The organism is Paenarthrobacter sp. NyZ202 (genome assembly GCF_049860755.1).
In the GTDB taxonomy this organism is placed as follows: domain Bacteria; phylum Actinomycetota; class Actinomycetes; order Actinomycetales; family Micrococcaceae; genus Arthrobacter.
Window position 1 is genome coordinate 4292382 of record NZ_CP187556.1, and the last position, 12343, is coordinate 4304724.

Annotated in this window: 14 protein-coding genes; 6 read left to right on the plus strand and 8 right to left on the minus strand. The window is 63.9% G+C overall.

Translation table 11 applies throughout. The features are described 5' to 3' along the window. Window positions 1–3 precede the first annotated feature (3 nt). Together ACPFL9_RS19875 and ACPFL9_RS19880 are read left to right on the plus strand one after the other, a co-directional pair. On the plus strand, window positions 4–1587 hold the full coding sequence (locus tag ACPFL9_RS19875) for a glycoside hydrolase family 32 protein (protein ID WP_426004750.1): 1584 nt from the start codon (window positions 4–6) through the stop codon (window positions 1585–1587). Between the two features lie 80 nt (window positions 1588–1667). Further along, on the plus strand, window positions 1668–3035 hold the full coding sequence (locus tag ACPFL9_RS19880; protein WP_426007620.1) for a NosD domain-containing protein: 1368 nt from the start codon (window positions 1668–1670) through the stop codon (window positions 3033–3035). Window positions 3036–3066: 31 nt separating this feature from the next. On the opposite strand, the gene ACPFL9_RS19885 is transcribed toward ACPFL9_RS19880, so the two are convergent. Continuing rightward, window positions 3067–3531 carry a phage tail protein gene (locus ACPFL9_RS19885; RefSeq protein ID WP_426004752.1) on the minus strand — a complete coding sequence of 155 codons (465 nt, stop codon included), beginning with the start codon at window positions 3529–3531 and terminating at the stop codon, window positions 3067–3069. A 154-nt stretch (window positions 3532–3685) separates the two neighbouring features. Here ACPFL9_RS19885 and ACPFL9_RS19890 point away from each other — a divergent pair, with 154 nt between their 5' ends. After that, the gene (locus ACPFL9_RS19890; protein WP_426004753.1) at window positions 3686–4915 is read left to right on the plus strand and encodes a GAF domain-containing sensor histidine kinase; all 1230 of its coding nucleotides are present in this window, start codon (window positions 3686–3688) and stop codon (window positions 4913–4915) included. A 232-nt stretch (window positions 4916–5147) separates the two neighbouring features. Here ACPFL9_RS19890 and ACPFL9_RS19895 read toward each other — a convergent pair whose 3' ends face one another. The 5 genes from ACPFL9_RS19895 to ACPFL9_RS19915 all read right to left on the minus strand — a co-directional run bounded on the left by ACPFL9_RS19895 (window position 5148) and on the right by ACPFL9_RS19915 (window position 9219). Next, window positions 5148–6614 (minus strand): serine/threonine-protein kinase, encoded by a 1467-nt coding sequence (locus ACPFL9_RS19895; RefSeq protein WP_426004754.1) that lies wholly within the window; start codon window positions 6612–6614, stop codon window positions 5148–5150. A 318-nt stretch (window positions 6615–6932) separates the two neighbouring features. Next, entirely contained in the window at window positions 6933–7676 is a 744-nt protein-coding gene (locus tag ACPFL9_RS19900) for a GAF and ANTAR domain-containing protein (protein WP_426004755.1), read from the minus strand. 54 nt (window positions 7677–7730) lie between these two features. Then, on the minus strand, window positions 7731–8024 hold the full coding sequence (locus tag ACPFL9_RS19905) for a hypothetical protein (RefSeq protein ID WP_426004756.1): 294 nt from the start codon (window positions 8022–8024) through the stop codon (window positions 7731–7733). Window positions 8025–8038: 14 nt separating this feature from the next. Continuing rightward, window positions 8039–8761: a GAF and ANTAR domain-containing protein gene (locus tag ACPFL9_RS19910; RefSeq protein WP_426004757.1), complete on the minus strand. Its 723-nt coding sequence runs from the start codon at window positions 8759–8761 to the stop codon at window positions 8039–8041. Between the two features lie 122 nt (window positions 8762–8883). Continuing rightward, a complete protein-coding gene (locus ACPFL9_RS19915) occupies window positions 8884–9219 on the minus strand; it encodes a hypothetical protein (RefSeq protein WP_426004759.1) in 336 nt (111 codons plus the stop codon). Window positions 9220–9334: 115 nt separating this feature from the next. Here ACPFL9_RS19915 and ACPFL9_RS19920 point away from each other — a divergent pair, with 115 nt between their 5' ends. Both ACPFL9_RS19920 and ACPFL9_RS19925 read left to right on the plus strand, forming a co-directional pair. Continuing rightward, window positions 9335–9928, plus strand: a complete 594-nt coding sequence (locus ACPFL9_RS19920) for a histidine phosphatase family protein (RefSeq protein WP_426004760.1) — start codon at window positions 9335–9337, stop codon at window positions 9926–9928. A 402-nt stretch (window positions 9929–10330) separates the two neighbouring features. Continuing rightward, window positions 10331–10648: a hypothetical protein gene (locus ACPFL9_RS19925; RefSeq protein WP_426004761.1), complete on the plus strand. Its 318-nt coding sequence runs from the start codon at window positions 10331–10333 to the stop codon at window positions 10646–10648. Between the two features lie 49 nt (window positions 10649–10697). Here ACPFL9_RS19925 and ACPFL9_RS19930 read toward each other — a convergent pair whose 3' ends face one another. Further along, window positions 10698–10982 carry a hypothetical protein gene (locus ACPFL9_RS19930; RefSeq protein WP_426004763.1) on the minus strand — a complete coding sequence of 95 codons (285 nt, stop codon included), beginning with the start codon at window positions 10980–10982 and terminating at the stop codon, window positions 10698–10700. 77 nt (window positions 10983–11059) lie between these two features. Here ACPFL9_RS19930 and ACPFL9_RS19935 point away from each other — a divergent pair, with 77 nt between their 5' ends. After that, window positions 11060–11848, plus strand: a complete 789-nt coding sequence (locus ACPFL9_RS19935) for a ZIP family metal transporter (RefSeq protein ID WP_426007621.1) — start codon at window positions 11060–11062, stop codon at window positions 11846–11848. Between the two features lie 100 nt (window positions 11849–11948). Here the strand turns inward: ACPFL9_RS19935 and ACPFL9_RS19940 are convergent, their stop codons facing one another. Beyond that, window positions 11949–12185: a DUF6458 family protein gene (locus ACPFL9_RS19940; protein WP_426004765.1), complete on the minus strand. Its 237-nt coding sequence runs from the start codon at window positions 12183–12185 to the stop codon at window positions 11949–11951. Between the last annotated feature and the right edge of the window lie 158 nt (window positions 12186–12343).

Genomic DNA, 12343 nt, shown 5'->3' on the forward strand with positions numbered 1-12343 from the left:
CCCATGTCCAGCAGCCTTGATGCCGCACGCCCGGAAACAGTCCCGGGCACGGAAACCACCCCGGAGGCCACCGCCAGATTCCGGCCCGCCATCCACTTCACGGCAAGGGACACATGGCTGAATGACCCCAACGGCCTGGTTTTCCACGATGGTGAGTACCACCTCTTCTTCCAGAACAACCCCTACGGCAGCGTTTGGGGCAACATGTCCTGGGGGCACGCCACGTCCCGCGACCTGCTGCATTGGACGGAACACCCTGTGGCGATCGCCGGTGACGACACCGAGGACATTTTCTCCGGCAGCGTGGTGGTGGACCACGGCAATACGTCCGGCTTTGGCTCTTCGGAGACGCCTCCGCTGGTTGCCGTGTACACGAGCGCTTTTAAGGAGGCGTCGGCGCACCACGGAACGCAGGCCCAGTCCCTGGCCTACAGCACCGACGGCGGCATGACGTGGGAAAAATACCCAGGGAATCCCGTTTTGGCCCGGAATTCAGCGCATTTCCGCGATCCCAAGGTGTTCCGGTACCAGGGTGGGCTTGGTGCGTACTGGGTGATGGTCGCCGTCGAGGCCCAGCAGCAGAAGGTGGTCCTCTACCGTTCAGACGACCTTAAAACCTGGGATTTCCTCAGCGACTTTGGCCCCGCCAATGCGGACGCCGGTGAGTGGGAGTGCCCTGACCTGTTTCCCCTTCCCGTGGACGGTAATCCGGACCGCATCACGTGGGTGCTGATCGTCAACGTGAACCCCGGCGCAGTGGCGGGTGGATCCGGCGGCCAGTACTTCGTGGGCCATTTCGACGGCGCCAGCTTCGTTCCGGACGCAGCTTCCCTTGCGGCGCCTTCCGGAGTTTCAGCCATTGCCGACCCTGCCGCACGGGCGGACGCGCTGCAGCGGAGCTTGTGGCTGGACTGGGGGCGGGACTGCTACGCCTCGGTCTCCTTCAGCAATGTCCCGGACACCCGGCGGATCATCATGGGCTGGATGAACAACTGGGACTACGCGAACGAGCTGCCCACATCGCCGTGGCGTTCGTCCATGACGTTGCCCCGGGAACTTCGGCTTATCACCGTCGATGGCTCGGCGCGGTTGGTCCAGCAGCCTGTCCTTCCCGCACAGTCCGGCGCGGGGCAGCTCATGGACCCGGGCCCCTTTGAGCTGCGGGACTCATCACTCAGGTTGCCGGACGTCGAACCGGGCAGTGCCTACGCGATCGAGGCATCCATGCACCTCGCCGGAGCTGAAGGCGCCGAATTCCTGCTCTTCGGCAGCACCGATCAGACGCAGGGCACGGTCCTGCGCTATGACACAGCGACATCGAGGCTCACCCTGGACCGCCGGCAGTCGGGCAACACCGGTTTCCACCCCAAGTTCCCGTCCGTTGAGTCAGCGCCCGTCGCACTGGACCGTGGTGTGCTCAAGCTGCTGATCGTTGCAGACCAGTGCTCAGTGGAAGTCTTTGCCCAGGACGGCAGGGTGGTCCTGACCGACCTTGTTTTCCCGGACGCCCACAGCGTGGAGAACTGGCTCACGGTCGGTGGAGGCCCGGCAACGCTGCTCAAACTCACCGTTTGGACGCTTACTTAAAGGAGGGGACTACCATGACACACCAAGCCCACAGCCTGAGCCCCGCTTTCCAGGCCCGTTACCCAGAGGGAATCCACACCATGTCCGGCAGCAACTACTACGACGTCACCACGTGGCCCGTGGGCAACCCCTTCGAGGACGTTGGCCACGTCATCAACAGCATCATCGCCGACATCAAGCAACGGCAAAACGCTACGGACGTCAACGACGGCGGCAAGCCGGGGGCGGTGATCCATCTTCCGCCCGGCGACTATCGCCTGAAGACACAGGTGCTGATTGACATCAGCTTCCTCACCATCCAAGGCGCGGGCCATGGTTTCACGTCATCGAGCATCCGGTTCAACGTCCCGGGCGAGGAATGGCCTGATCTGCACGAGCTGTGGCCCGGGGGCAGCAGGATCCTGGTGGACCTTCCCGCCGGCGACGGAGCGGCGGAAGCCCAGGGAGCCGCCTTTTACGTCGAACGGAGCGGCAGCCCGCGGATCAGCTCCGTCGAATTCACCAATTTCTGCATCGACGGCCTGCACTTCAGCGCAGACGGCTCTTCCTTGCCGCCGGAGAACACCTATGTCAACGGCAAAACCGGTATCCATGTTGCCAGTGCCAACGATTCCTTCCGCATCAACGGCATGGGATTCATCTACCTGGAACACGCGCTGACCATCCACAAAGCCGATGCGCTCTCCATCCACGACAACTTCATTGCCGAATGTGGAAACTGCATCGAACTGCGCAGCTGGGGGCAGGCCTCCAAGATCACCGACAACCTGATCGGAGCAGGTTTCAAGGGCCACTCCATCTACGCGGAGAACCACGGCGGGCTCCTGGTCACTGCCAACAACGTCTTTCCCCGGGGTGCCGACAGCGTCCATCTTTCCGGCGTCACCCGGTCCAGCGTGACCAACAACCGCCTGCACTCGTTCTACCCCGGGATGGTGGTCCTGGCGGCCAACAGCTCCGAAAACCTCGTGGCCACCAACCATTTCCTGCGGGACCACGAGCCGTGGACACCCTTCTTCGGCATCGACAACGGCCTGGACGACACCCACGGGTTGCTCACCGTCCACGGCAGCGACAACTCAGTCCTCGCCAACCACTTCTCGTTGGTCATCGACGCGGACAGCACCCGGCCGCCGGGGGCGACTCCCGTCATCATCAGGCTCACGGACGGAGCCGGCAACATGGTCTCCACCAACCACGTGGTGGCGAAAGATGTCCATGCCACATCGAGTGAGTCCTGCTTCGAAGCGCAGGTGGACGCCCTGTTGACCACCCGGACCACCGATGGCCTGGACGTGACAACAGTCCTCGTTGATCCCGGATCGGTAAGGAACACAATCCTGGATTCCGGCACCGATGCGCAGATCATCGCGGACAGGGCAGTCAATGCGCTCCGGACCACGCCCGGCTTTGCACGCGGTGCGGACAACCCCCAACGGCAGCAGTGACGGGCAGCCCCTGCCTGCTGCCAAGAGCGGACTAGTTGTACTCACCTTTGATCACGAAGAATGAGCCGCGGATTTCCCCGGCCAGCTTGGACTTTTGACGGGCAAACTTGAAGGTTCCGGCCAGTTCTGCCGGGACCTCCATGCCCTGGGAGAGCTTGAACCCCACGGCACGCTTGCTGCCGGGCTCGAGTCCGTACAGGACATTGATCGACAAGCCGGATTCGTAGAACACGTAGGTCCAACGGGTGCCCTCCACGTCGAAGGACGTAACTTCCAGGGGGCGGGATTCCATGACAAGGTCCCGCTCCTTGAGCACCCTGTTCACGTAGTCGACGATCTCCGGAGCCTCCTCTGCAGGTACCACCGTGAACTCGTGGTCGTACTTGTTCTTGAAGTAGCGGGCCTCGTTGGCCCGCAGTCCGGCCAAGGCCCCGGCCACTGGCGAAGACTCCAGGCCAACGGTGGAGACCTCCTGGAAATTGACGGTGTATGGCATGGTGCTCCTTTGGTGGGAATCCGATGTGGTCTTCAGCCTAGGACCAGCCGTCCTGCGGCGCTTCTCGGATCCTGCTCACCTAACCAGAGACATCGGCTGCCGGCGGGTATCATCGGCAGGGAATCCTTATGAAGCTGGGGGGGACTTTACTCACATGTCGGGTGCAAGAGGGCAACTAACTTTCGCGGACGATGTCAGCCGCGACCTGGAACTGCGCGAATACGGGCTGGACCCGTCGCTTGAATCCAACCTTCTTCCCAATTCCGCCGTCCTCAGTGCCCTCCAAAACCTGGTACGGCTGGCCACCGAACTCTGTGGCGCGCCTTTTGGCGTCGTCAACATCATCAGCGCGGAGTACCAGCACCAGATCGGCGCCTGGGGAGTTGATCCCGGGGTGTGCTCACGCGACGACTCCATGTGCGCCAAGGTTTTCCTGTCCCGTGAAAAGACGGTGGTTCCCGATGCCTCCCAGGACCCGCGCTTTGCCGACAACCCCTTTGTGACGGGCGACATCGGCAAGGTGCGCTTCTACGCCTCAGTGCCGCTGCAGACCGACTCGGGATTCGTCCCCGGCACCCTGTGCGTTTTCTCTGACAAGCCGCAGGAGCTGTTGCCCCAGCAGGTCAGCATGCTTGAGATCCTGGCCAAGCAGGTTGTTGAGCTCCTGGAACTGCAGCACCGCACGGTCCAGCTGGACCGGACCTATGCCGAGCTCAAGGACAGCAATGCCAAGCTCGCGGGATTCGCCGGCCGGGTCAGCCATGATCTCCGCATCCCGCTGACCACCATCCTTGGCTATGTGGAAATGGTGGAGGACGATCCCGATATCCAACCGGGGAGTACGCCTGCCAAGTACCTGGAACGCATTGGGGCTTCAGGACGCCGCATGCTGGCCATGTTGGAAGATGTCCTCAGCTACTCGCGGGTGGGCGGGGGTATCCACCCGGTGCGGGTGTCGCTCAAGGAAGCAACGGACGACGTCATCCGTGACCTGGGCATCGAGGAGGACGGGCTCGTCGAAGTGGATGATGTGTTCCTCCATGCAGACCGCGGCCAATTGCGGACCCTCCTCCAGAACCTGCTGACCAATGCCATGAATTACCGCAGTCCGGAGCGGGACCTGCGGATCCGGGTCAGTGGTGTCTCGAACTATCACGGAGCAACGATCTACGTGGCCGACAACGGGAAGGGGATCGACCCGGAGGATCGTGCCAAGGTCCTGGAGCCCCTGGTACGCCTGCGCCGTCCGGGAGACGGGCCGGGCAGCGGCTTGGGACTGGCCACGTGCAGCAGCATCGCGAAAGCACACGGCGGCGAACTGATGCTCCGGGAAACCCCGGGCGGTGGAACCACTGTGGCAATCAGTTTCCCGGCCGGGAGCTAGCTTCTGCGGGTCTTCTGAACGCCACCCGCGGGGCGGCTATCCCGGGCAGGAGACAAAAGTGTGGGTGGCCTGCCTACTGCCAAACAGACCACCCAGCATGCCTTCGGCTGATGCGAGACACCTTTAAGGTGTCAGCCGCGGCTCAAGAATTCCGGAAAAAAACCTCAAGATTGCCTCAAGATCAGGCTCCTTAGGATTTTCCCCTGCAGATCCTGCGACTATACCTCGCAGGTCAGTCGCGGCCGCCGCCCTTGGCGCCTTCAGGTTTTCCGCCACCGGGCTTCGTCTCGCTCTTGCCTCCACTCTTCACGGCTGCGGGTTTTCCTCCGGTGCCGCCCGGCACGGCCTCCTGGACAGGCACCTGAACCTGCTGCGCCGGGACCTGGACGGGAACCGACGCGGGTTCCGGGATGCTGGCAACCTCCGCAGCAGGAACAACCTCGGCGGACGGCACAGGGTCGGGGGCCGCGGGGACGTTATGGAGGGGCTCGGCGATCGAGACGTCGGATCCGGCGGGCTCCGTGGACTGGTCGGGCGTTCCGGAAGCGACGACTCCCTGGCTCAGGAGGGCCAGTGCCACCGGGATGGTCACAGCCGCAGCGGCAACTCCGCCCACCACCCTGGGGTGGCGCTTTCCCACCGCACCAAGGACGGCCAGGGTTCCGGTCTGCCTGTCAGGCCTGCGCCGGCGTGCCCTGCGGGTCTGCGGAGGATGCGAAGCGTGGACGGGTTCGGCATGCACCCGCCCCGCCGAACCACCAGGCAGCGTCTCGAAGGCGACAGCCGAGCCACCCGGCACCGCCTCGAAGGCAGGAAGGATCGCGGTGCCGGAGGTTGCGTAACTGCCGCCATTGGCCAGCATCTCTTCGACGTCCCCCGCGGCGGGGCGCAGGCCAGGGTCCATATCCGTCATGGCGCGGAGCAGGGCCGTGAGTCCACCGGGCAGGCCCTCAGGAACCTCGGGTGCCCTGTGCAGCCGGGCCGACGCGGTTTCAACCGGAGTGCCCGGGTATTCAGCCCTGCCGGTGATGCATTCCAGGAGCACCAGGCCCAGGGAGTAGATGTCGCTGGCCGGAGTCAGGTGCAGCCCTTGGGCCTGCTCCGGACTGAGGTATTGGGCCGTGCCCACAGTGAAGCCCGTGGCTGTAAGGCGGTTGTCGTCCATCACCAGGGCCACGCCGAAGTCCGCCAGCTTCACGGACTGGGCCTCACCGGATTCCTCCGAGACCAGGATGTTGGCGGGTTTGATGTCTCGGTGGATCACCCCATGCCCATGGACCTGCGCCAACGCGCCGGCAAGCTTCACGCCGATGCGGGTGGTTTCGGGCACTGTCAGTGGCCCTTCGGACAACACGGCCCGGAGGTCACGACCCTCGGCCAACTCCATCACCAGGTAGGCCCGCTCTTCATCGTTGCGGGTATCGACGCCTGCGTCGAAAGCCGCTACGAGCCCCGGGTGGTCGAAAGCGGCCAGGAGCCGCATTTCCGTTTCCTGCCGCGTTCGGAAGGATTCGTCGCCGGAACCAGACAAGAAGAGCTTGATGGCCACGTCCCTGCCGAGCAGCAGATCCTGCGCCCGGTAAACGGTGGACATCGCTCCCCGCCCCAGGACGGGTCCCAGCCGGTAACGGTCACCGATGGTGTCGCCGTCACTGCAGCCGGGGCCGTTGAGGTCCACGGTCTGTTGATTGTCGCCCACGAATTGTCACGCCCTTCAGGCTTACCCGGGTGCTCCTGAACCCAACCACTGTTCTTTGCTTCCAGGTAACGCCGTCGATCAAACTTTCACGTTGCCGCGCGGCTGGATTGGGGGCCAACCGCTGCGACTTGAGCATCCCTGCGTCAAAACAGCATCATCCGGATCACCAGATAAGTCATCAGGATACTTACTACTCGCCGGGGAAGGCAATGTGGGGCTGCTGAATGTTACTGGGTGGTCACCTTGGCCCGTCAACTCCGCCGCGGGCGGCACCCACCGCAGGAAAACGTACGACGGCGACCTGCCGCCGTCGTACGTTCAGTCCTCAAAGTTGGTGGCTACCGAGCCGTCGATCCGCCCGGTGATGATTTCCGCGGCGATGTCGTGGAGCTTTTGGTTCCGGTGCTGCGAGGCTTTCAGCAGGTAGCCGAAGGCGGCCTCCTGCGTGCACGAGTTCTGGGACATGATGATGCCGCACGCCAGGTCGATGGCCGTACGGCGCTCCATGGCTGCCCTGAGGTCCTGGGCCAGCAAATCCGCTGCCGCGATGCGGAGGGCAAGGCGCAGCGCCTGTCCTGCCATGTCACCAAAGACCCTGGCTTCCTCCACGGCCTTATCCGTGAAGAGGCCGGGTCCCAAGGCAAAGAAGTTCAGGGCGGCAGAGGCGTCCTCCCCCAACTGGAGGGGAATGCCCAGGACGCTCCGCGCTCCGGCAGCGCGCAGGTTCTTGACGTAACGCGGCCAGCGGCTGTCATCCTCGATATCGTTCAGAAGCACAGCTGAGTTAATTCGAAGTGCCTCCAAACAGGGGCCCTCCCCGATGGCCTGCTCAATCCCGTCCAGGAGTATCGCGTCATCGCTGCTGCCCGCGATGGTGATGGCGCGCTTGCGGCGATGAAGCGTCACGGCGCATTCGATCCGCGAGCCCGTGGCACGGCTCAAGGTGACAGCCGCATAGCGGGTAGTGCCGTCCAGAAAGCCCTTAATGTCATCGGTCCCCGACACGAGCTGGTGGAGTCTTTGGAAGTCCTCGTTCTGCTCACCCGTTTCCACGGAACCCATGCTAGTAGGACACGTATCGGCCCGACAGGGGTCCGATTTCCGTGGCGGAGAGAGTCACTCCAGGTGCGGATCGTCGCCGCTGTCCTTAAAGACTTCACGGCTGTAACTGGCCCTCCGGCCGTCCACCCCCAGGGCGTCCAGCGACTCGTTCAACGCGTGCGCCAGCAGATCACGCTCCAGCGGCGGAAGGGTGAGGGCGCCGTAGACATAGGCCTGGACTTCAACCAGGCGCGACATCCCGCCGATGCTGAAATACTGCATCCACACATGGTCGATCTTGATTCCTGCCGCCTCGAAGGCAGCCCTGAACGTTCCGCGCTGTTCGTCCTCGTCTCCAGGGACGGCCATCGATTCACCCCCGGTCAGGAGTCATGTCCAGACAGGCCATCAATGACTTCCTGTGCGATGTCCCGCAACGTCCGGCCCTCCCTGGTGGACCTTGTAATGAGATGCAAGATGGCTTCACCTTCATCGAGGCCATGGCTGGCCATGATGATTCCCTTGGCAGTACCGACCACATTGCGCTGCAGCAAGGCTGCTTTAAGCTGCTCGCTCATCGAGGAAACCCTGTCCCGGGTCTGGATGTTGACCAGGAAGATGGCCGCCTGTGCAGCCAGGGTCTCCAGGAGGCGGACCAGACGCGGCGACGCGAGTTGGGGGTTCTCCCAGTAGATCTTGATGGCACCGAAGGCCAGGCCGCCGGAGACCAGCGGAACACTGATGCAGGAGCGCAGGCCAAGGTCGAAAGCGGCAGCACCCCGTTCGGGCCATCGGCTGTCCAGCCGGACATCCTCCACAATGACGGGCCGTCCGGCGGCCCACGCCGTCAGGCATGGACCCTGGCCCATCTCATACTGCAGGGCGTCGGCTTGCGCCACGAGATCGTTGGTGGAAGCAGTGCTGCTGCGGTAGCCGTCCGGCTCGATCAGGGAAACACCCGCGCCGGAGGCATCGTCAGCAGCCAGTACGGCGGCTTCGGTGATGAGGTTCAGTGCGGCGTCGACTGTTTCCTCGCTGAGGAGCATGCCGTTCGCCCAGGCAAAAACCGCAGCCAGTTCGCCAGGCAGCGGCAGTTCAGTATCCATGACTGCTCCACTCCGTGATTGTTGGCCTGCGCAGGAAAGAAGTTCCCCGTGCTTCATCCCAGCACACAAAGCACCGATGCTCCACTTCTGCGCAGGACAAGTTGCATTCTTCCGTGGAGGGATTATCGGAGCAGGAGCCCGCGGTCCTCCGTGACGTCCTGCAGGTCATCCAGTGACTCGGCGGACCAGCACGTGTCGCAGTGCATAACGTAGTCGCGCGCAGCCGGGCCTACCATGTGCAGACCGGCGTAGGACTGGTTCCTGGAGTGGCGGACACGGTGGAACCGCTGCTTCCTGAGCGCGGCGCCAAGGGCACGCTCGGACACGGGAGTGCTTCCTTGCAGGTGGCACCAACTGATGTAGAGGCCGTACAGGGTGTCGAAATCCAGGCCTTCAGTGGTGTCTTCCTCATACACCAGGGACTCATGGATGAATTGGGGCAGATCGTGGCGAATCATGGCAACCTCGGGATTAGTAATCGTTGCCGGACTGCATCAGCTCTGACTCTTTCACTATAGGCTTCCCGGGTCACACAAGCCATGGGTTCAGGTTGTTGCCGGCAGTCAGGGCAGAATGGACATCATGACCCTTACCACCTTCGCCCTCGTCCGCCACGGCCAGACTGACTGGAACGCAGAGCGACGGCTGCAGGGCGCCACGGACATTCCGCTCAACGAGATTGGCCGCGGACAGGCCCGGGATGCCGTGGGCATCCTTTCCGGCTATGAATGGGACACGATCGTTTCCTCGCCGTTGAGCCGGGCCGCAGAGACAGCCGACCTCATCGCCGAAGGCCTTGGGCTGAAGGTAGCGCGGCGGGTACCCGCGTTGACCGAACGGAGCTTCGGGGAAGCAGAGGGGCTGCAGGCAGGGCCGGAACTGGAAGCCCTCCGTATCGACGGCGGATTCCGCGGCGGCGAGAGCGACGAAGACGCTGCCAACCGCGGCATCGCAGCACTCCACGAACTGGCCAGGGAGTTCCCCGGACAGCGTGTGCTGGTGGTGGCACACGGGACCCTGATCAGGCTGGCCCTCAGCAAAGCGATCGGACGGACCTTGGACAGTGTGCAGAATGCCGTGCTGAATCTGGCGCACCACCATGTGGACGATGGATGGCGCCTGGAATACTTCAACGGCGAGCTTCTGACGTCCCCTGTGGACGCCTGACTTCCTCAACGGACAGGCCAGCGAAGGTGGCTGGCCGCGGCGGGTAACCCTGGGCGGCTGGCCGCCGCGGGTGGGCCAGGCTCGCCGGGCGGGTGGCCCAGGCTCGCCGGGCGGGTGGCCCAGGCTCGCCGGGCGGGTGGCCCAGCCTGGACGCAGCGGGTAACCCTGTGCGGCAGGCCGCCGCGGGTGGCCCAGGCTCGCCACAGCACCCAGGTTATTGACATGGGCCATGCCACTTTGCGTATGCTCGACGCAGTCAAGAAGTTGGCCCCAACGCTCCATGCCTTGGAGGTCAGCATGCCTCTCGCCGCCGCCCGCCAATCCCGCTTGACCGGATCCAGCTTGGCCGGATCCCCCAGGTCTGGATCCAGCTTGGCCGGATCCCCCAGGTCTGGATCCAGCTTGGCCGGATCCCCGGGAGCTGGATCCCCCGGGTCTGGATCCCCTGGAGCTGGATCCCGCGAGGCCGGATCCCCAGAGGCCGATTCCGCCGGGGCCGATTCCGCCGGGGACAAGGAGCCACCCACGGGCGCTGTCACCACGGTGACAGCGGTGGTGTCACTGGCGGCCGACTGCTGGTTCGAACTCCAAGTAGCCCAATACCCTGGCCTGGTGGTGCACGCGGCACGCCTGGAAGATGCTGAAACGGCCGTCGTCAACGCGTTGTCGCAGCTGACCGGCAGGGACCCCGGGGAGTTCGAGGTCCACCTGCAGTACTGACCAACCCGGTACTGACCAACGCCGGGCTCGATCAGCCGCAGTAACGGGCCTAGCGCTTTTCCAACGCTGTCTTCAGTGCCTGCACGAAGTCCGGGTACGCCGCCGCGATCTCTTCAAGGTCCACCGTTTGGGGAAAGTCGATGACGGGCTGCCGCTCAGCCAGGTAGTGGGACGTTTCCTCGACGATCCGTTGCCCGTCATGGCCCTCCAGCCCGGACTCCCCCAGGAAATCAGAGGTGACCCGGAAGACCGATTCCCCGGTCTGCCCCTCCGACGCCCAGCGGACCACGTATTCATCCTGGTTGACAAGTTCAATGTCGAACGACTTCTCCATGGCAGCAGCCTACGCCGGGAACCCGCGTCCCAGGGACATGTAAAGATCAGGCTCCTTACTTCTATACTGGCCGTGTGATGGCAGCATTGTGGTTTGGATTGATTGCCTCCAGCGCCCTGGTGATCGGCGCCCTGGTCGGCGTGCGGTTCGAACTGCCCAAGCGGCTTCTCGCCATCCTCTTGTCCTTCGCTGCCGGCTCCCTGATCACGGCCCTTGCCTTTGAACTCTTTGAAGATGCCTACGAACAGGGCGGCATCCTCAGGGCGGCGCTGGGTCTCGCCGCCGGAGCCGTGGTTTTCACCGTCCTGAGTGCGCTGCTGGACCGCTGGGCGCAGGCGGGCAACAAGACCAAACCTGCCGACGAAATCCAAGGCAGCCCCAAGCTCGACACCGACGCCGCCGCCTCCGACAAGCGCGCTACCTCCGCCTCGACGCGCGGCGCCGCCGGCATGGCCCTGCTGGCGGCAGTAACCTTGGACGGCGTCCCGGAAAATGTGGCCCTGGGCATCTCCCTGCAGGAAGGCTCCGGCGGCCTTGCCCTCCTGGCCGCGATCTTCGTATCCAACCTGCCCGAAGCCCTGGTGGGCGCGTCCTCCATGCGCAGCCAAGGCAAGACCGCCGGCGCCACCATGCTGCTGTGGACCGTCTGCGCCGTCCTCCTTGTGGCCGCGGTGATGCTGGGCGCAGGACCATTGTCTTCCGCGGATCCGCAGACCATCTCCCTGCCGCTCGCTTTCGCCGCCGGCGCCGTCATTGCCTCCCTGGCCGACACGCTGATGCCGGAAGCCTACGAACACGGCGGCCCGGCGGTGGCGTTGAGCACGGCAGCGGGATTCGTCCTGTCGTTCTCGCTGTCGCTTGCCTGAGTGGCAGCCGCGCAGCACCCCGGCTTAACGCAAGAAAGCGCACGACGGCGACCTCCCGCCGTCGTGCGCTTTGTCGCCAGGGTGCCTGGCTGATTTTCTGTTAGATATCGGTGCGGCGTTCGACGATCGTGTCCGGCGCGCCGCGGCGCTCCACGACCGTGTCCGTACGCCGGGTCCGGGTGCTCAGGATGATGGAAACGATGAGGCCGATGACTCCGGCCACTATCAGGATGTAGCCAATAAGAACTTGATCAACAAAGGGAATGAGTCCCGGGGCAAGAGCGAAGGCCAGGATCGCACCGATCGCGATCAGGGCTATGGAAGAACCTATCCTCATGGTCGTGCTCCTCTCGTGGTCGGCGTCCGGAGAACGGAAGAACCCGGACACTGCCGATATGGTAAGCATACTGACGGAGAATGTGGGGGCACCAGAGCTTTGTGCCTTGCATTGTCCGCCTTACGTCGGGCCGGTTCTTTCAGGCCGTGCCCGTAAGG

Bases quoted from the DNA above. Each gene is read 5' to 3' on its own strand.
- ACPFL9_RS19875 (WP_426004750.1), top strand. From the start codon at position 4: ATGTCCAGCAGCCTTGATGCCGCACGCCCGGAAACAGTCCCGGGCACG.
- ACPFL9_RS19880 (WP_426007620.1), top strand. From the start codon at position 1,668: ATGTCCGGCAGCAACTACTACGACGTCACCACGTGGCCCGTGGGCAAC.
- ACPFL9_RS19885 (WP_426004752.1), bottom strand. From the start codon at position 3,531: ATGCCATACACCGTCAATTTCCAGGAGGTCTCCACCGTTGGCCTGGAG.
- ACPFL9_RS19890 (WP_426004753.1), top strand. From the start codon at position 3,686: ATGTCGGGTGCAAGAGGGCAACTAACTTTCGCGGACGATGTCAGCCGC.
- ACPFL9_RS19900 (WP_426004755.1), bottom strand. From the start codon at position 7,676: ATGGGTTCCGTGGAAACGGGTGAGCAGAACGAGGACTTCCAAAGACTC.
- ACPFL9_RS19905 (WP_426004756.1), bottom strand. From the start codon at position 8,024: ATGGCCGTCCCTGGAGACGAGGACGAACAGCGCGGAACGTTCAGGGCT.
- ACPFL9_RS19910 (WP_426004757.1), bottom strand. From the start codon at position 8,761: ATGGATACTGAACTGCCGCTGCCTGGCGAACTGGCTGCGGTTTTTGCC.
- ACPFL9_RS19915 (WP_426004759.1), bottom strand. From the start codon at position 9,219: ATGATTCGCCACGATCTGCCCCAATTCATCCATGAGTCCCTGGTGTAT.
- ACPFL9_RS19920 (WP_426004760.1), top strand. From the start codon at position 9,335: ATGGACATCATGACCCTTACCACCTTCGCCCTCGTCCGCCACGGCCAG.
- ACPFL9_RS19930 (WP_426004763.1), bottom strand. From the start codon at position 10,982: ATGGAGAAGTCGTTCGACATTGAACTTGTCAACCAGGATGAATACGTG.
- ACPFL9_RS19935 (WP_426007621.1), top strand. From the start codon at position 11,060: ATGGCAGCATTGTGGTTTGGATTGATTGCCTCCAGCGCCCTGGTGATC.
- ACPFL9_RS19940 (WP_426004765.1), bottom strand. From the start codon at position 12,185: ATGAGGATAGGTTCTTCCATAGCCCTGATCGCGATCGGTGCGATCCTG.